The organism is Neobacillus pocheonensis, assembly GCF_050477905.1.
Lineage (GTDB): Bacteria > Bacillota > Bacilli > Bacillales > Cytobacillaceae > Neobacillus > Neobacillus pocheonensis_A.
On sequence record NZ_JBCNAD010000044.1, the window covers coordinates 31,468 to 50,404 of the forward strand.

Sequence of the window (18,937 nt, forward strand, 5' to 3'; positions counted from 1 at the left end):
CCTTTAAGTAGTGATTGCTTAGCTTTTATACTACCGCAGCCTATGTCCTAGTCTAAATAAATTAACGAAAAAAGAAGGATTTTTAATTCTTTTGTCAAAATTAATCGAAAGAAACTACGACTTTGGTGAGGGATAAGATGTGCAGAATCTAGGTAGGAAGATACAACAATCATGCGAAGATTTAGCTTCAAAAGCATTACAAATATCTAATAAAGGAACACATTTCTTTCAACAAAATCAATATTCATATCAAAAAAATGTTCATGAAAATCTATTATTCCTTTTTGGAGAGTATTTAATCTCAATGGACGAAAGCATTAAGGATGATTTTATTAAATTTGCCAATATTTATGGTCAACAAACTATAAGTAATGGTTCTTCAATGGATGAGTCAATTAATTTTATTTATACGTCCCGTTTTGTTCTTATTGAATTTCTAGAAAACGAGATTACGAATAAGACTATTTCTGTGGAAATCCTTTTTAAGGTAATAAAAATAGTAGAGCCAATATTTCAGCTTATTTCAAATACGATCATGAGTCATCATCATGATAATCTTTCAACAACCAAATTTGCACTTGATGAATCAAATAAAGACCTAAAAACAACCTTAAAGGAATTATCTGACCTAAGAAACGCCTTAAACCAAGCAACAATTTTTTCCATATCTGACAATAATGATAAAATGGTTTATGTGAATGATAATTTTTGTACTTTATATAAATACGGCAAGGAGGAATTGATTGGTAATAGTCATTGGATGTTATTTTCAGACTGTCATACTAAGGAATTCTTTGATGAAATCTGGCAAACCATTCAACGTGGGGAAGTCTGGACTGGAGAAATATTAAATAAGGCAAAAGATGGAACCATTTACTGTGTTGATACAACAATGGTCCCGTTTATTGATCAAAATGGGAAAACCTATCAACACATATCCATTCAGTACGATGTTACAGAAAAAAAGAAAGCGGAAGAAATGCTTTTAAAAACAGAGAAATTATCGATGGTGGGAGAATTAGCTGCTGGCATCGCGCATGAAATTCGAAATCCCCTAACTACCATAAAAGGTTTTGTCCAATTATTAGCCGAATCGGAAAAAGGTAAAAATTACTCCAATACTATTTTAGAAGAAATAGAAAGAATAAACTTTATCGTTAATGAATTTATGGTCTTCGCCAAGCCTCACACCACCTACTTTAGTAGGTGCAATATTATTGAAATTATAAAGAGTGTTCTTAAATTTTTGGAACCTGAAGCCCTTTTAAAAAATGTTATCATTGAGACTAATTTTTCTTCATCAGATTTATGGATCTCCGGAGAAAAAAATCAATTAAGGCAAGTTTTTCTAAATATCCTTAAAAATGCAATAGAAGCTACAATGCCGTATGGCGGGACAGTAAAAATATACGTTGAACGATTGAATAATGAAATTGTGATTTCAATAGAAGATAACGGGAGTGGCATGACTGAAGAACAGGTTAAAAAAATCGGAGAACCATTTTATACCACGAAAGAGACCGGTAACGGATTAGGACTGATGGTAAGTTATAAAATTATACATAACCATAAAGGAATCATCCAAGTTGAGAGTATTCCAGATATAGGTACGAAGTTTGTCCTTTCATTTCCATCCTACGAGAACCAATGAATAAAAGTTAAGTAAACGCAGATTGGAGGAAAAAAGATGAAATGGATTTTTCCATTTATCTCATTTATCGGTGGTGCAGCGATAGCGATTCAAGCTCAAATTAATGGCGGCTTAGGTAAAAAAACAGGAGCCTTGGAAGCCGCATTTATCTCATTTTCCATAGGAGCTCTTGCCCTATTCTTTTTTATCCTGTTCTTTGGAAAAGGCCAATTAGGGGCTCTTTTTTCAGTACCCAAATGGCAGCTGATTGGAGGGCTGCTAGGTGCTTTATATGTAAGCATCATGGTTCTAGTTGTGCCAAAAATCGGGGTAGCCCCCACAATGGCTGCCGTCATAGGTGGACAATTAATCATCGGGGTGTTAATTGATCATTTTGGCCTTTTCGGAGGAAAAACCATTCCGATCGATACAAAAAAGATAATTGGCATTATCCTTTTATTCACTTCTGTATTTTTGTTTCAAAAAAGGTAATGTTTCAAGATTAATTCATAACCCGCATACTTTAAAAATAAACTTTATAGATGTATTTGTCCCAAATCCGCTAGGGGGGAGTTTATGTTGAATTTTTTTTCTTTTAGAAAAAGGCAGAAAGAAAATAATATAAACTCTCTAATTGAAACGAAACTTGATCGGATAATTGAGTTACTTGAAAAGAGTCAAAAGGAGAGCGGCGAAAAAAATATTCAATTTGATCATGTTCAAATTGAATACCTCGAGAACATCGTGTTCCGCTTAGATAATATTGAGATTGACGAGTTAAGCGGGAAATTAATTATCGGAAATAATATCGGCAGCACCGAAGACCTGGCAGAGCCACTTGTTCTAAAGATTGACAAGGAAAAAGCAAAAAAGGAAGCAATGTCAGACACCACCTCCTTTAATCAAGAAAAAATAGTCAAAACGCCGAAAGGTTTTCGTGTTCGTAACGAGGATTAGTAAATTATTCCTTCTTTATATGGGCAATTTTGATATCCTGATCATCAATAATGGCATCAATCTGATCTTGATCATTATTTATATTGAGATTATTTAATACTCGATTTTGGTTTCCAAATAAACTTCCTTGTGAATAGTTAGCCTTCTCATTTGCATCCATCCCCGTCACATGACCCTTCCCAACGAAAACGGCGCTATTATCTATCATGGTATTAACATTAATACTTTCAAGCGTAAGATTTGTTGGGGAATCTTCATTCCCAGGATATTCTAAAGATAAATTAATATCACGATCATCAATAGGCGTATCAATAAAATCAGGGTCAATTAATATAGAGATATTTTGATAAAGAAGATTCGATTGCCCGCTAATACCACCAATTACACTATTCTCCTTACCATGTGCACTCCAGCCGATAGCGTTATTTCGTTCCCCAATAAAAATGCCAGATTGTCTTTGCATGGTTTGGACATTAATATTCCCTAGAAAATTAATTTGCGAAGATTTTAACATAAATGTTTCACCACGTTTTGTATTATTATCTTCCTATTTTAATTAATGTACATTATGTTTATGGTGCAAAATGGTGACACCCAACTAGCAACGAGGAAAGATTGTGTCATTCGCCCATTTTATGAATACGATAAAATAAATGGAAATGGGATGAGGAGATTTTATGATTAATATAACACTTGGCAATATCGCCATAGCAAAAATGAGTCATTCCTCTGGTATGTTTATTGGTGAAAAAAACACCCTTTCAAAATTTCAATATAAAACTGATGTAAATGATTTAGTTGGAGTCATTTCCGGAGATGAAAATAAGCTTACCGAAAATCGGTGGGTTAAAAACAAAGTGCATGCGGAGGATGAATAAATATGGGCTCCCCTATTTTATCTCCAACCTTTCATATTGGAACGATTAAAATCGGGAGCATTGAAGGGGCGTCCTGTTTTAGTATCGGGAACAATTTTATTGAAGACTTTAAAAACAACAAAAAACATAACCAGGGACTTGGGAACATTCATGGCGATCGAAATAACCTTGCCCATACCAATGCTTCGCTTACAAATTATGAACGTGACCCATTGAAAAGAAAACAAGAAAAGGAAGCACGAAAATTACAAAAGATGGGCAAAAATAAACAACAAACCCAGGATTGAAACGGGTTTGTTGTTTTTAATTGTTCCATATTCTTCTATGCGTTTCCACCTATACTCGGTTTAAAATCCTGGTCAAAAATAACGCCATCCATGACTTCAAAGCTATCTGCATTATTAATTAAATTACCTGATACGATATTGCCTATACCGTAAGAACCCCCAATCCCTAAATTATATTTTCTGTTGGCATCCATCCCGGTCACGACCGATTCACCGACAAAGATGGCCGCACTAGGCTGCTGGGAATTAACATTCATAATTCCTAAATTAATTACTGAGGGCACCCCAATTTCCTCCTATTCAAACTCTCCTTAACTGTAAACATTTTATGTTTTATTATCAGGTTCGGTGAAGATATGACTAGAATCATTACAATAGGATTATTTCTTTGGGTAATTGAACAGTAGTCAGAATTTCTAACTCTGTTAATCGCTTATAAGTATAAGAAGACCCGTTTAATAACTTTTTATCAATGTATGCTGGATGACACATAACTTCAACCGTCAGACCCTCATACATACCACCACTTAGATTGGAAAAGTAATCTGGTCTAACCCCTTCGCCATAAAAATCGGACAAGGATACGTCAGTGAAGAATCTAACTTCAGGAATAGAAATATACCCATTCCTTCGCACAGGCAGGTCATATTTAAGAGATAATTTCTTAACCACAGGATACAATTCTTTCAATGTATGAACATGATGGTGGCTATCCAGATGGGTCGGTTTTAAACCTGAACTGATAAATCGGTCAATCTGAGCGGTCCATTCACTTTCCAGTTCCTGAAGCGAAATATCATTTGGATTAAAAGCAGACAAGGAAGTAAATTGCCCCTTATCATCAACCAATGATGGTACGTTGTCTAGAATTGGTTTCCCGCATGTAAGGACAAGATGAATTCCTACACGGAAATCTGGAAATTGTTTAGCCAATTGAATTGCATGTTCAGTACCATCCATATTCATCATCATCGTAGTTGAATTTACAATGCCATACAAAAAGCTGTCTACAATTCCATGGTTTACTCCCCGGCTGAAGCCAAAATCATCAGCGTTAACAATTAAATTTATCATTGTTTTTTCACCTAATTGATTTATTGATAGATTAAAGTCTATTATAAAGTTCGACCATCTCTGCTGCAAAATCCTTTACAGTGATCGCATTCATTAAATGATCTTGAGCATGAACCATTAAAAGAGAAATCTCCGTTTTTTCTCCCCTAATCTCCGCTTGAATGAGAGAGGTTTGAATATGATGCGCCTCATTTAAGGCGTTTTCTGCTTCCTTCAATTTTTCTCTTGCCTCTGCAAATTCTCCTTGTCTTGCAGCCTGTACAGCTTCCATCGCCGAACTTCGGCCATTGCCGCCATGCAAGATGATTTGAAAAATGATAGTTTCTAATTTTTCCATTCCATTTCCCCCCTCTTTTAAAATTGCGGCAGGTATTCCTTGTGTGCTTCTAGCATTTCGTCCAAAATAACTTTGGCCAGACGATCACTTGGAACAAGAGGGTTGATGGTCATGGCCAGTAAAGCCGTTGCATAATCCCCGCTGATGGCAGCTTCAATCGCAACCCTTTCAAAAGATTTAATTTGCTGAACAAGTCCACGGACTTGTATTGGTAATTCACCAACAGAAATAGGTTTTGGTCCATCCTTTGTAATGATACAGCTTAGTTCCACAGCAGAATCATATGGCAGACTTGAAATGGCACCTCTGTTTATCGTGTTAACAGCCTGTATGTCACGCTTATCGGTATACATGGAGTGAATGAGCCTAACAGCAGCATCACTATAGTAGGCGCCGCCTCTTTTCTCTAGTTGAGGCGGCTTAATGGCTAAATGAGGGTCTTTATATAACTCAAACAGTTCATCTTCCAGCCTTTTTACTACCTCTGAACGGGTGCCGCCTTCTTTGTAGTTTTTCAATTCTTTTTCAAGCATGTCTCCTGATTTATAATAATAATTGTGATATGGACATGGAAAAACATCTAATGCCTTTAAAAAATCTGGCTCCCACCCCATCGCATGTATGTTTTGCATCGTGATACTTTTTTCAGGGTCATTTATTAAGGAAATGACTTGGTCTTTAACAGATACACCATCGACAAAAACATTCAATCCGTAAACCATATGGTTTAATCCAGCAAAATCAATTCTGACTCTGTGATGGTCCACTCCCAATAGCTTGGCAACGCCCATTTCCATCCCGATTGGTACATTGCACAACCCCACTACTCTATGAATATTACTGAAACGGAGTACAGCCTCCGTAACCATTCCAGCAGGATTTGTAAAGTTTATCAACCAAGCATTCGGACAAAGCTCCTCCATATCCCGGCAAATATCAAGAATAACAGGGATGGTCCTAAAAGCTTTAAATAATCCTCCTGGCCCATTCGTTTCCTGACCAAGTACACCGTGCTTCAGCGGAATACTCTCATCCTTTTTACGAGCCTCCAGTAATCCCACACGAAATTGAGTGGTTACGAAGTCGGCGGACTTTAATGCTTCTTTACGATCTAAAGTTAGATGGATTTTAATCGGAACCCCTGCTTTTTCCACCATTCTTTTTGCTAGATTTCCGACGATTTCAAGTTTTTCCTTTCCTGCTTCTACGTCCACCAGCCATAATTCACTTATAGGAAGTTCGTGATAATATTTAATAAAACCTTCAATTAGTTCAGGGGTATAACTGGAACCTCCGCCAATCGTTACGATTTTTAGTCCTTGTTTCATTTTTTTACACCTCTGGTTGAAATATTATCTAGATATTTAAGGTATCAGTAGATTGAGATGATGCATTAGCCTTTTCTTTTCTTGCATCCATCCGTCCCTGGGCGATGACGAATGGCAGATAAATGACGATCGAAATACCTAAATTTACTGCCGCCAAAATCGCACCGGAAATATGTCCACCAGTTGCTAATAATCCTCCTACTATGGCAGGAGTCACCCAAGGGATATCAGCGACAACTGGATGAACCAAGCCTAGGCTAATAGATAAATAGGATACAATGGTCATGATAATTGGGCCTAGGATGAACGGAATGAACCAGATTGGGTTTAATACAATCGGCAATCCGAAAAGAATGGGTTCATTTATTTGGAAGATTCCCGGAGGAGTCCCTAACGCTATTAATTGCTTATTACGTTTGCGCCCGGCGATAATCATGGCTATCAATAATCCTAAAGTGGCACCGGAACCGCCTAAATAAACAAAAGCATCCAAGAATGAGCCTGAAAGGACGTGATATTTACTTAAATCGTCTACTCCTTGTGCATACATATTGACATTTTCTTGCCCTAACTTAGTCATTAATGGAGTTGTAATTCCTCCAAGGATGTTTGGACCGTGCAGACCAAGGATCCAAAACCCATGCACCAATAATACGATTAACACAGCAAACCACATGGAATCTACAGCACCAGTAAGCGGTGAAACAAGTACTTTATTGATCCAGTCGTTTAAATAAGCGCCATCACTAATAAATTTGCGTAAGACAAGGCCAAAAAGTCCCGTAATAAAAATGGTGGCCATCCCTGGGAGAAGCTTGGCAAATGAACGAGCGACTGCTGGCGGCACTCCATCAGGCAATTTAATCACTAAATATTTGACCTTTGCTAATCGGACAAAAACTTCAGTAGCTGCAATCGAAACAATAATACCGGTGAATAAGGCTGTGGCATTAAAATAATTCCAGCCAATAAAACCCCAGGCCCCACCAGTAACCGCTTCTCCCCCTTCTGGAGTGATGGTAACGTTTGCCACTTGAGGAATCAGTAAAAAGAAAGATGCGCCCGCTACAAGCATCGCTTCAAAACCATCGTCACCATAGGATTTTGCCAATTTATGAGCAATGCCGAATACCGCAAATATGGTCATGAAGGCAAGGGTTCCCCACCAGATATCTCCACCCAATGTGGTCCACGTTTCACCGAATAGGGAAATCATGAATTTTTCATAATATTTACCAATTCCAGGTACTTTTCCAAGGTTGTTTAAAAGGACTGCTAACGAACCAATCATGGTAATCGCGATCATTCCGACTAATGCGTCACGAATAGCAAGAAGGTGCCTGTTGTTACCTAGCTTATTTGCGAAAGGCATAATAAATTTATCGATAAAATTCATCATGTTTTCTACTCCCCTTTAATTAGATTAATGGCTTGCTTTAAAACTTCCTCTCCATTGCATAGGCCATAATGCATCGGGTTAATGGAATCTACCGGAATCCCCTGCTTTTCCCCAGTCTTTTTAAGTTGCGCCAGCATATATCTAACTTGTGGACCAAGCAGCAGCACGTCTGCCTTGCTTATTTGATCATTGATTTCAGTAGATCCAACAGCCCAAATTTTACAATCTAACCCTTGCGATTTTGCACTTGCTTCCATTTTGGTAACCAATAAACTCGTAGACATACCAGCTGAACAGCATAATAAAATGTTCATTCATATCCTCCTAAAGAAAGCGATTACATAAAATTGATGATTGCAAAAGACTGTGAATAAAAAGATTGAATAAAAGTAACCGGAACCTCCTTTCATCAATAATGCAAAAAGAAACCCATTTCGAAAAAGCAGTATGGCAATGTGTTAATCCCATTGTAATGACAATTCAGAATATTTACAATACAATTTTAAAATATTTGTTATTGCTTTTGTAATTTGTTATAACAAATTTTAAAATTTGTATTTTACCAGTATAATTCATTCGATTTTTTTGATAATCTATAGATATTGAGGGGGAAGTTCAAAATGATAGAAGATGCGAAAGATGGAAGTGCCCTGCACCTTAAAGTAAAGGATGCAATCATCCAGTTGATTAACGACGGAGAGTATAAACCGAACTCACAGCTGCCAACTGAGGCTGAATTTTGCGATAAATATGGAGTAAGCAGGACCACTGTCCGGTCTGCCTTACAACAATTAGCAGTAGAGGGCTATGTCTATCGTAAACGAGGCAGTGGAACCTTTGTATCTGCAAATAAAGTGAAACAAAGCTTAACTACGACCGTTGATCAATTTTCCAGTCAAATTTCCATGCAGGGAAAAAAACCAGCAATCAAGGTAATACAATTAGAAGTGATACCAGCAGACGAATTTCTCAGTGAGCAATTACAAATTCAAGAAGGTGAACCAGTGAATGTGCTTGAAAGGATACGTTACGTAAATGAAGAGCCCATTCAGTTTGAAACTGCCTATTTACCTTGGTATAAAACCCCGGCCTTAAATAAACAAGAGTGCGAAAAATCATTATATAATTTATTACTAACTCAATTTAAATTGAAAATTGACAAGACAATTGAATCCCTTGAATTGTTTATCGCTGATCAAGAGGCCGCAGAAAAGCTCCATATCAATGTTGGTGACCCCTGCTTTTCGCTCGATACTTTTGCCTATCTTGTTGATGGATCCATCATAGAATTTTCGAAGACCATTTATCGTGGTGATTTGGCCCATTTTGTCATTGAACGAAATTACTAACAAAAAAAGGAATGAGCAATGAATATGTCATTGCTCATTCCTTTTAACATTATACGAAATTCTTATTCGGTAATTTTTTATGAAGCAAACTCCTATTTTTTCTTTTTGCCAATCTTCTCGTTTTTTCACTTTCGTACAAATAATGGACAACAAAGTATGAAGCCACTCCTAAAATGATGCCGAAAAAAGTCATTCCGATTAAAACATGCACCCCACCGTGAAGAAGAGTTAATAAAGTACTAAAGTCACCATGCATTAAATTTTGGAAAGAAAATGGTGTATGATGGCCAACCTTAACTTTCATTGGAAGGATCAACTTCCCGATTTTTCTTGCAAAAGGTAATAAAATAATCGGTAAAAATGTCAGTTTTCCAATCACGTTCCCAATGACAGATGCCGGTAATGAGCCTTTAGCTAAACGAACAATCGGAATAAATAATATATAGATAAGCGATGCAGTTGAAATCACTAACATTTCTAATCCGAAGCCAATCGCAAAACCCAATGATACCTTTTTTGCTCCGCCAGAAGACCGCAAAAGCTTCACATAATTCAGTTTAAAAGCCCTTCCAATTCGTGTGAAAAAATTATATTTTTTTTGATTTATCTTCATAGGTCACCCCGTCTTGAAAACAAGTATGGTCATTTTTGTAAAAAAGTTAAATATTCAAGGCCAGGCCCAAATTCTTAAATATGGTTAATGAATTAAATGTTTCTACTAACAATATATCATAAAATGAGCCTTTTGTTCTAAAATGATAATTAACAATTTCAGGGGATTTTAAATTTTCTCACACATTAAAAAAACCTCTTCCATTTTTATTAAGAAAGAGGTTAATTTGAACTAGTTACGCTTAAAGCCTTCTTCAACCAAAAACATTTCTGCTTCCTCGTAGGTACTAAAGGTTTCTTCCAGATTAAGTCCAAAATAAATATTCCAGGCTTCGTCTTCATTAATTAAAAGAAGTTGCTCATTTTCTGAGTTAATCCAGCGCTCTTCTTGATTTTCCCCAATAATCGCAGTCTCTGTTATTGGTTTTTCAACTGGTGATAAACTGATAATGGATTCTTTAATTATTTGTGATAATTCCTTTTCAGAGAAGTCACGTATATTTGTCATACCTTTATCATTGGTTTGATAATTAGGCAGCTGTCCAGCATATACAAAGCCATTTCCATTTGGATGCAAGTGATAAACAACATTTTTCTTATCTGAAACACTTTCGTTAAATTGAAAATTTACTCGGCCAAGTGAAACATTAACTCTCTCAAGTTCAGGAAATGCTTCTATTATTGCAAGTTTTTCTTCAAAAGTTAGCATGGTAGCCTCCATATGTTTAGTTAAAGCTATTTTAGCATAAAAAGAGCGAATGGAAACCCTTATTGCTTCCCGTTTTGTTCTTTCAGCTATATTTCGGTCGTCAATAACCCTGATTGCCTACTCGTTTAGTCCTTATCAGCTAAATTTCGGTCGCCAATTACCTGGTTTGGTTACCCATTTCGATCTTGGTCTTTTTGTGACTGTATCCAACGAAAAAAGTGGGCGATGGTCACGATCCAGTGTTGGCTTGTTTTAACACTTTTTGTCGGACATAACTAACGTTTCTTATTTTTCAATCATACAAAATCCAGTTTGGGACCTATTCGCAAGTTATAAAAAAGGCAGCTATCTCAGTAATGTAGCAAGAGACCTGATAAAAATTACTACGGATTATTGGTTAAAAAAAATTGAGAATGAAAGTTATGTATGTCATGTACTTTTAGTTAACAGATGGAAATTACTATTTCTTTGAAATTAATAAAAAGGCTCAGTTAAACATGGATGTTGAATCCGCTCCAGGCGCTTCGTTTACCGCGGGCGGTATGGGGAGTCTCCTCGTACTCCTGCAGGAGTCTTCGCGCCCTCCACTCCAATCAACAGAGCTAAATAATCAACATTTTCCAATAACACAGCCAATATAAAAAGTACCTCTGCCGACAGAGATACTTTTAGAAATTAAACCTATTTAGACGCCGGTGCTAGAGCGACTTCGGGTGCTGTTACTTTGTCATAAAAATCCACGAATTTATCTCGCTCAGCGCTATCACGGTAAGCCATAGCCACACGTGGATGTTCATTAAGGACACCTGAAATCATATAAGGAATGATGTAGCCCCACTCCCATTTTTCCCGCATCGATAACATGTGTTTTTCGATTATGCCAAGAACAGGTTTAAGCTCATAGCTTGGTTTCTGTATGTAGCTGACAAGAAGCTCCGTGTTACAGTTACCAGCAGCACGCCCCATACCATATACAGACGAATCAAGGAAGGTAACCCCATTGCGAATGGCCATTAATGTATTGGCGAATGCCAACTGCATATTGTTATGCGTATGGATTCCAAGCTGTTTGTTATGAATCATCTCTTTAAACTTTTTTACTTGGTGCTCAATATCCACTGGGTCTAAGCTTCCAAAGGAATCTACGATGTATACAACATCTACTGGGCTCTCCTTTATCATTTCAAACGCTTTAATAAGCTGTTGTTCAGGCACGCTTGATAAAGCCATAATGTTTAGCGAAGTCTCATAGCCTAAATCATGGAACATTTGCACAAGCTCTAAACCTTTATCTACTTCGCGAATATAGCAAGCCACACGAATCATATCTAAAACACTTTGCTCACGAGGTAGGATATCATTAGGATCCACTCGCCCAATATCTACTAATGCAGATAGTTTCGTAAACTTTTTCATAGGGATAATTTCTTTCAAGAAATTATCATCAAGAAATCTCCAAGGATTTGGCTCAGTCGCTTTTAGAAGTTTAGGAGAATTCTTATAGCCAATCTCCATGTATTCAACCCCAGCCTCACTTAGGCCATTATACAAGTCTTGGACAAACTCAACACTGAAATCCCAATTGTTTACTAATCCCCCATCACGAATGGTACAGTCTAAGATTTTACTTTTCCGTTCCACGCTTGTAACCTCCCCAATTTATTTATCAATATTATTTTTCACTTTCGCGCTTTTATGTATTAAAAACTCTTATCAAGGTTATATCATGGCCCTTTTTAGAGTGTCAATGTTTTTCTGAAAAAAATGAATTATTTTAATATAAAACCAAATCCATCAAACTGGATTTCTATAAATCCAACGACTGCCTATTTGTTGAAAACCCCTTGGATTATCCAAGGGGTTTAATTTGCATTAGGTATATTTCATCCAATTACTGCCATCGATTTTAGTGGTGGTAATAGTTCTAAAAAACGTTCAAATGTCATTTCACATGCTTCGTATTTTTCAAGAAGATCAAGTATCGAAACTTGGTTCACCAATATCTTTTCTTCGTAAATACCTTCCTCTAACAAACCTTCTAATTCCCGTTTATGTGGAGGACAAACCGTCAAATCCGCCAATTCACGTATTTGGCTGCGAGTTGCCACATCTTGCAAATCTACACTTTCACTAAGAAGCTCATAGAGACTTACCGAACGATTTAATGGAATATGTGATGACGGGCTTTGTACACTTGAGGTTAAAATCACTTGATCATGACCATTCAACTTAAATCGTTGTAAAATTCGGTTGACATTTTCTCTGCTATTACTTGGAAAAACCCCAAAAGAGTCATTTGTTCGATTAACAAACTGCATCGTAAGGGCTCCTTGTTTCGACTCATCCCAATCATTTTGTGAGATTCCGAAAGCTTCTCTAGCATCTGACCACATGGTCTTTTTCCATTCTTCAAGCTGCTCCTCAAATCCCTTACTTACATCCGCTTCACCACGTCCTAGGAACCTGACAGCTCCCTTCAAAGCTAACTGTTCATCGATAAATCTAGGTACGTCTTGATAGGTGCTTGCCCAGTTACGATCCCCACAGCCAAAAACCGCGTAATGAACTCCTTTCAGACTGTCTGATTCTAGCCCTTCTAACCATTGTGCGAATTTCCGTGCATTTTTTGGTGGTTTTCCGTTATATGAGGATGTGACAATAACTACTGCACCCTCTGTTGGCAAAAGATTAATCCTTTCATCAAGTGCGGCAACCTCACTTCTGAATCCATACAGGCCGGCACTTTCTGCAAGTTCATGTGCAATCCCCTCTGAGGTCCCCATATTGGAACCGAAAAGCACTAATAGTGGGATTTGGCTGCCTCCCATAAACCTTGAATTCTGAACCTGGGATTCCATTTTCACACCGGATGGACCTTTTTCTTTAGAACCTGCTGCAAATGGATCTAATATATTTTTATTTCTTAATTGGACCCGCATCGTAAAATTGTCCGGTTTTAGTGTCATTGTTTGTTTTATTTTCAACTGGTAGTTTGTATGATCAATTAATTCAAAGTTTTGTAAAATCATACCCATCAATAACGTAGCTTCATGAAGGGCAAACTGCATTCCAATACATGCCCGCTGACCATTCCCGAATGGTTTATAAGCGTCATGAGGTATTTTACTTGGATCTTCAAAGCGCTCTGGACGAAACTCCTCCGCATCCATACCCCATGCCTCTTTATCTCGATGAAGCTGGGGCAGGAGTATCGCAACATTTTGTCTCTTTTTAATCTGATATTTCCCGCCGAGAACCGTATCCTCCTTTGCATAAAGGGTAAATTGTGGGGCGGTTGGATATAAGCGCAGCGCCTCATTTAAAATCATTCGAATATATTTAAGTTGCGTAACTTGTTTATAGGTCGGAATGGGGTCTGTTAAGATTTGGTCAACTTCTTCGTTAGCCTTTTTCAGAACATCAGGGTGCTTTAATAACAAGTAATGGACAAAGGATAATAAACCACTTGTTGTTTCATGTCCGGCTATCAAGAAAGTGATAATTTGAAAACGGATATTTTCATCACTAAGTGTCTCCCCTGTTTCCGGGTCCTTAGCACTTAGCATGCGGGCGAGCATATCGGTTTCCCCTTGATCACCGCGTTCTTTCCTCTCGGCAATCAGTTGGTCTACTAACGAAAACATCTCCTGAATATCCTGCTCAAACTGTCGTTTTCTCTTCAACATAAATTTATTTTGAATAGGCAGTCGAGTACCTTGATGCATGGCTTCATCGAGAGAATTCACCATATTGATGATAAAAGAATGATGGTTTTCACGGTAAAAACTGTTAAATCGATAATTAAAACCACATAAACCAATGGTATCGAGTGTTAACCTGGTCATATCATCCGGAACATCGATACTCTCATTGGGATTTAGTCTTGCCCATTTTTGGACAAGCTGCAAGGCGATCTCCACCATCATGGAGTGATACCCTTTCATGGCTTGTTGACTAAACGACGGAACAAGGATGTTATGTGCTTTCTGCCAGTTTGGCTCCTGTGTCTTGCTGGTGAAAAGTCCGTCACCAGAAAAGGCACGTACCTTACTCAAACCACCTGTAAGACTCTTGTCGAATGTAGATTCATTACATGCCTCTGCTACCAATTCATGGCCGGATAAAAAGATGGTTGAGAATCCCCCATAGAATTCCAATCGGAAAATGGGACCCAACTCTTCTGCGAGTTTACCAAATGAAAGGGTGGGGGCGTCCTTGTCAATTAAAGGCAAATTGCCAAGGGGTCCGTATGTTTTGGGCTGTGGGATTGACACGAAGTTCTCCATAAAATTCTCCTCTGATTATTTTTCAGGTGGCAGTTTTAACCCTATTCCTGATTCTGATTTTTCTTCTGCTTTCTGTGCTTTCTCTACCAATCAATTAATAGTGTCGAGTTGAATGAATGCTCATTCATTTTTAGAATAAAAAATTTTTGGACTTTATTTTAGATGTAGTGTCTCCGAAAATGACTTAATGAAAATATATTACAATTTAAATTAGTATAATACCTTTTTTGTGACAACGTCAATAAATAAATGAAAATATTATTAATATTTTATACATTTTTCTTTTTTAAAATAACAAACCCCTTGGACTGTTCCAAGGAGTTTCATAAGTGAGTTTTAATCAAGGATTTTCTAAATTAAAGTACCAAAAAATATTGAATTTCATTTGCTGAGATAGCTGTGATGGCATGAATATGATAGCCGATACTTAGTAACTGCGATAATGTTTCTGCACAATTATGGCGTGGAGGCTCAATCGGTGCATGGAAGCTTTTATAAAGATTAATAAATTGGTTATTGTAAGTACAGTGAAGCAAGACAACATGTCTGCCGGTCCATGCTTGACCGATTATTGGTTGTGTCTGGATTTCTCGTAGGTTTCTCATGTTGATACATCCTCACTAGTTGATACAATAATTTATGAAATATAACTGGTCCAATGTTCTTGTTAATCTAAGACTCTTTAGTATTAGATCTAAAATAATCATATTCAGTTTTAATGTAATGAAAAGCAGCAGCGTTTCCCCCCTGATCTGGGTGCGTAATCTTTAATAATTTTTTATAGCCAGCTAGAACATCTTTTTGAGTGGCGTTTTTTGAAAGTCCTAATTTTTGGCGATAATTATTCGAAATAGGAGGTACAGGATTACCTTGGTACTGCTCAGATTCTCTTTTGGTTCCTTTAGAAAGTTCCTCTTTAAATTTTATTAATTCATTTCGTAGATTTAGATTCTCTTGTAGTAATTTCTTTGTTTCCCTTTGCAAATCAATATTCTCATTCACTAAGTTGTCGATTTCTTTATTTAATTTATCTCTTTGCTTAATTAAAGTATTTATTGAAGTTTTATGAAGTTGTTCGATCCCATTTATCTGTTCATCCTGAGCTTTTATTTTTATGTTTAATTGACGGATGATTCTTTCCTGGTCTTGAGGAATATCCAAAGACCATTTAGATGCTTTAGCCCTTGGGTTGGATTCAGTTGATCGTGGTCCACTTCCAACGTTTTGGACCTTACCTTCAAGCAGCCATCGTTGCACAACCTCGATTCCTTTCCTTTCATCTACGCCAGCGTCCTTCAACATCGTTAAAGCCTGATTTGTATCATTAAGTATGTAATTTGTTTTCCGTTGGCCTGTTCCTTCATATTTAATCTTTCTTTCACGCAGCCAACGTCTAACCGTAAGAATACTTTTTTCTTCAGAAACTCCTGCGTCCGTTAACAATTCAAAGGCTTGTTCTGTGTTCACATTTTTCATCCTTTTCCCTATCGGCACTCGAGATAGATTCTTATTTTAAAACCATAATATATGAGTAGATAAATTATGTGAATGGTTAGAAATGACTATCATATCACCTTAATTTTGGTACTTTAGATTCTCCCAATAAAAATAGCCCCTAATTTATTAAAAATAAATAAATTAGGAGCAAGCTTCTTTTACAGCTGCATTTATATTTTTAGCGAAACACTCCAGCGGACTCAATCTTCCATATATCTTTTGCATATTCAGCAATGGTACGGTCGCTTGTGAAAAAACCTGATTTGGCTACATTTGTGATACTCATCTCTAACCAATGCGGGCGATTTTGGTAGGCTTTTCCCACTTCCTCTTGTATATCTACATAGGAGGCAAAATCACGAAGGACAAAATACTCGTCATTTTGAGTCGTTAAAGAATGATAAATTGGATCAAACTCATCAAAAGCATTTGGAAAATGACCGTTCACAAGCTGATCCACTACCTTTTTAATTCGTAAATCATGATGATAATAATCGCTTGATTGGTAACCTCCATGTTGGTAATAATGAAGCACTTCCTCGGCTGTTAAACCGAAAATGAAGATATTAGAAAGACCCACTTCTTCACTAATCTCAATATTTGCGCCATCAAGTGTACCCACAGTAAGAGCACCGTTCATCATAAACTTCATATTTCCTGTCCCTGAAGCTTCCTTACTTGCCGTTGAAATTTGTTCGCTAACATCTGATGCTGGGAAAATCTCTTCTGCAAGTGACACCCGGTAATTTTCTAAGAAGATTACCTTTAGAACATCCTTTGTTTGCGGGTCATTGTTCACGATTCGCGCTAGGTCATTGATCAGCTTAATAATTTTTTTTGCATAATAATAGCCAGGCGATGCCTTTGCGCCAAATATAAAGGTTCGAGGCGTAATGGTAAAATGAGAATCTTCTTTTAACCGGTTGTACAAGTACATAATGTGAAGAACGTTTAATAATTGACGCTTGTACGCATGCAGCCGCTTAACCTGAACATCAAAAATGGATTCAGTATCGACCATGATACCAGTCTGCTCTTGTATGCGCTTAGCTAAAATGTTCTTCCGTTCTTGCTTTACATTGTAAAATTTCTGCTGAAAGGCTGCATCAGATTTATACTTCAAAAGAGATTCAAGCTTTGATGGATTGGCCATCCACTCCGTACCAATCGTTTCACAAATGAGCTCAGATAGCTGAGGATTGGCCTTTAATAGCCATCTTCTATGCGTGATACCGTTTGTTTTATTATTAAACTTCTCTGGATATACCTCGTAGAACAATCTCATCTCACGCTGCTTTAAGATTTCAGTATGAATTTTAGCAACACCGTTCACACTATGGCTTCCGACTATCGCTAAGTGTGCCATTTTCACCACACCATGCGCAATAATTGCCATCTCTTCGATGCGTTTCCACTCATATGGATAATTGTTCCATAGGTCACGACAAAACTGCTCATTTATTTCTTCCACAATCATAAAAATTCTCGGTAATAGCGGCTTAAAGATGTGAATCGGCCACTTTTCTAAGGCTTCTGATAATGTCGTATGATTGGTATACGAAATGGTATTTTTGGTAATGTTCCAAGCTTCTTCCCAGGATAATTTCTCTTCATCGAGTAATATCCGCATTAATTCAGGAATCGCCAATACGGGATGTGTATCATTAATATGTATTGCCACTTTTTCGTGGAGGTTTCTTAAGCTGCCATGTTCCATTCGAAAATCTGTGGTGATTCTTTGCAAGCTCGCAGATACCAGAAAATATTGCTGCTTCAACCGCAGAATTTTCCCTTCATCATGCGTATCATCTGGATATAAAAACTCTGAAATAGCCTCTGTCTCACGTTTATAGACTAATACATTTTTATTGTTTGGCGGATAGGGGGAAGGTTCCGCACTCCAAAGACGAAGGGTGTTCACGGTGTTAGCCTTATTCCCAATAACAGGAACATCATATGGAACAGCCGTTATCGTTTCAGCATTTAAATGATGGAATTCTAGTCGGTCATTATAGACAACTGATTCCACATTTCCCCAAAACAAAACCTCGATTGCCTGGTCGTGCCTGCGAACTTCCCACACATTTTCATGGCGAAGCCACTGCTCAGGCAGCTCCACTTGATACCCATCTACAATTTTTTGGTCAAACAAACCGTGTTTATAACGAATACCGCAGCCATGTCCAGGAAGATCAAGAGAAGCAAGTGAATCTAAAAAGCAAGCCGCCAGCCGCCCTAAGCCGCCGTTTCCTAAGCCCGCATCAGCTTCGTTTTCCTCTAGATCCTGCAGATTAATCCCCAAATCAGCAAGCCCTTCTTCACATACTTGGCGAATCCCTAGGTTCAATAAGTTACTTCCAAGTAATCTGCCAAGTAAAAACTCAATCGATAAGTAATACATTTGTTTGGTATTTTCTTTGCGATTTCTTTCATTTGTAGAAATCCACTCAGAGCTGATATACTCTCTCACCATGTTCCCTAATGTGTTGTATTGATCTCTAAGTGTTGATTCTTTAAAGCTTTTTGCATACATCGTTTCAAGCTTTTCTATGAACACTGATTTAAAACTTTCTTTATTCGAAAACATGATTTCT

The 18,937-nt window shown here is 37.4% G+C and carries 19 protein-coding genes and 1 pseudogene; 6 read left to right on the forward strand and 14 right to left on the reverse strand.

Annotated features, from left to right (window positions below):
• Window positions 1-139 precede the first annotated feature (139 nt).
• The 3 genes from ABES02_RS22870 to ABES02_RS22880 all read left to right on the forward strand — a co-directional run bounded on the left by ABES02_RS22870 (window position 140) and on the right by ABES02_RS22880 (window position 2,587).
• The gene (locus ABES02_RS22870) at window positions 140-1,651 is read left to right on the forward strand and encodes an ATP-binding protein (protein ID WP_430139946.1); all 1,512 of its coding nucleotides are present in this window, start codon (window positions 140-142) and stop codon (window positions 1,649-1,651) included.
• Window positions 1,652-1,687: 36 nt separating this feature from the next.
• Entirely contained in the window at window positions 1,688-2,122 is a 435-nt protein-coding gene (locus ABES02_RS22875; protein ID WP_430139948.1) for a DMT family transporter, read from the forward strand.
• An 84-nt stretch (window positions 2,123-2,206) separates the two neighbouring features.
• Complete coding sequence (locus ABES02_RS22880; RefSeq protein WP_430139950.1) at window positions 2,207-2,587, forward strand: hypothetical protein; 381 nt, start codon at window positions 2,207-2,209, stop codon at window positions 2,585-2,587.
• Window positions 2,588-2,591: 4 nt separating this feature from the next.
• Here the strand turns inward: ABES02_RS22880 and ABES02_RS22885 are convergent, their stop codons facing one another.
• The gene (locus ABES02_RS22885; RefSeq protein ID WP_430139952.1) at window positions 2,592-3,101 is read right to left on the reverse strand and encodes a hypothetical protein; all 510 of its coding nucleotides are present in this window, start codon (window positions 3,099-3,101) and stop codon (window positions 2,592-2,594) included.
• A gap of 163 nt (window positions 3,102-3,264) precedes the next feature.
• Here ABES02_RS22885 and ABES02_RS22890 point away from each other — a divergent pair, with 163 nt between their 5' ends.
• Window positions 3,265-3,465, forward strand: a complete 201-nt coding sequence (locus ABES02_RS22890; protein WP_430139954.1) for a hypothetical protein — start codon at window positions 3,265-3,267, stop codon at window positions 3,463-3,465.
• 2 nt (window positions 3,466-3,467) lie between these two features.
• Window positions 3,468-3,752, forward strand: a complete 285-nt coding sequence (locus tag ABES02_RS22895; RefSeq protein WP_430139956.1) for a hypothetical protein — start codon at window positions 3,468-3,470, stop codon at window positions 3,750-3,752.
• A gap of 35 nt (window positions 3,753-3,787) precedes the next feature.
• On the opposite strand, the gene ABES02_RS22900 is transcribed toward ABES02_RS22895, so the two are convergent.
• From ABES02_RS22900 to ABES02_RS22925, 6 genes are all read right to left on the reverse strand, one after another.
• Window positions 3,788-4,036, reverse strand: coding sequence for a hypothetical protein (locus tag ABES02_RS22900; RefSeq protein ID WP_430139958.1), 249 nt, complete (start codon window positions 4,034-4,036; stop codon window positions 3,788-3,790).
• 85 nt (window positions 4,037-4,121) lie between these two features.
• Entirely contained in the window at window positions 4,122-4,826 is a 705-nt protein-coding gene (chbG, locus tag ABES02_RS22905; RefSeq protein WP_430139960.1) for a chitin disaccharide deacetylase, read from the reverse strand.
• Window positions 4,827-4,857: 31 nt separating this feature from the next.
• Complete coding sequence (locus ABES02_RS22910) at window positions 4,858-5,163, reverse strand: PTS lactose/cellobiose transporter subunit IIA (protein WP_430139962.1); 306 nt, start codon at window positions 5,161-5,163, stop codon at window positions 4,858-4,860.
• A 17-nt stretch (window positions 5,164-5,180) separates the two neighbouring features.
• Entirely contained in the window at window positions 5,181-6,491 is a 1,311-nt protein-coding gene (locus ABES02_RS22915; protein WP_430139964.1) for a 6-phospho-beta-glucosidase, read from the reverse strand.
• A gap of 28 nt (window positions 6,492-6,519) precedes the next feature.
• On the reverse strand, window positions 6,520-7,890 hold the full coding sequence (locus ABES02_RS22920) for a PTS sugar transporter subunit IIC (protein ID WP_430139965.1): 1,371 nt from the start codon (window positions 7,888-7,890) through the stop codon (window positions 6,520-6,522).
• 5 nt (window positions 7,891-7,895) lie between these two features.
• Window positions 7,896-8,204, reverse strand: coding sequence for a PTS sugar transporter subunit IIB (locus ABES02_RS22925; RefSeq protein ID WP_430139967.1), 309 nt, complete (start codon window positions 8,202-8,204; stop codon window positions 7,896-7,898).
• Between the two features lie 306 nt (window positions 8,205-8,510).
• Between ABES02_RS22925 and ABES02_RS22930 the strand changes: the two genes are divergently transcribed.
• Entirely contained in the window at window positions 8,511-9,239 is a 729-nt protein-coding gene (locus ABES02_RS22930) for a GntR family transcriptional regulator (protein ID WP_430139969.1), read from the forward strand.
• A 49-nt stretch (window positions 9,240-9,288) separates the two neighbouring features.
• Here the strand turns inward: ABES02_RS22930 and ABES02_RS22935 are convergent, their stop codons facing one another.
• The 7 genes and pseudogenes from ABES02_RS22935 to ABES02_RS22965 form a co-directional block, all read right to left on the reverse strand.
• Complete coding sequence (locus ABES02_RS22935) at window positions 9,289-9,852, reverse strand: DUF2062 domain-containing protein (protein WP_430139971.1); 564 nt, start codon at window positions 9,850-9,852, stop codon at window positions 9,289-9,291.
• Between the two features lie 231 nt (window positions 9,853-10,083).
• Window positions 10,084-10,560, reverse strand: coding sequence for a hypothetical protein (locus tag ABES02_RS22940; RefSeq protein WP_430139973.1), 477 nt, complete (start codon window positions 10,558-10,560; stop codon window positions 10,084-10,086).
• A gap of 681 nt (window positions 10,561-11,241) precedes the next feature.
• Window positions 11,242-12,201: an aldolase catalytic domain-containing protein gene (locus tag ABES02_RS22945; RefSeq protein WP_430139975.1), complete on the reverse strand. Its 960-nt coding sequence runs from the start codon at window positions 12,199-12,201 to the stop codon at window positions 11,242-11,244.
• 263 nt (window positions 12,202-12,464) lie between these two features.
• Window positions 12,465-14,846: pseudogene (locus ABES02_RS22950) on the reverse strand (cytochrome P450); the annotation flags it as partial.
• A gap of 356 nt (window positions 14,847-15,202) precedes the next feature.
• Window positions 15,203-15,451, reverse strand: coding sequence for a hypothetical protein (locus ABES02_RS22955; protein ID WP_430139977.1), 249 nt, complete (start codon window positions 15,449-15,451; stop codon window positions 15,203-15,205).
• A gap of 67 nt (window positions 15,452-15,518) precedes the next feature.
• Window positions 15,519-16,313, reverse strand: coding sequence for a hypothetical protein (locus tag ABES02_RS22960; protein WP_430139979.1), 795 nt, complete (start codon window positions 16,311-16,313; stop codon window positions 15,519-15,521).
• 208 nt (window positions 16,314-16,521) lie between these two features.
• Window positions 16,522-18,930 (reverse strand): glycogen/starch/alpha-glucan phosphorylase, encoded by a 2,409-nt coding sequence (locus ABES02_RS22965; protein WP_430139981.1) that lies wholly within the window; start codon window positions 18,928-18,930, stop codon window positions 16,522-16,524.
• Window positions 18,931-18,937: the final 7 nt, after the last annotated feature.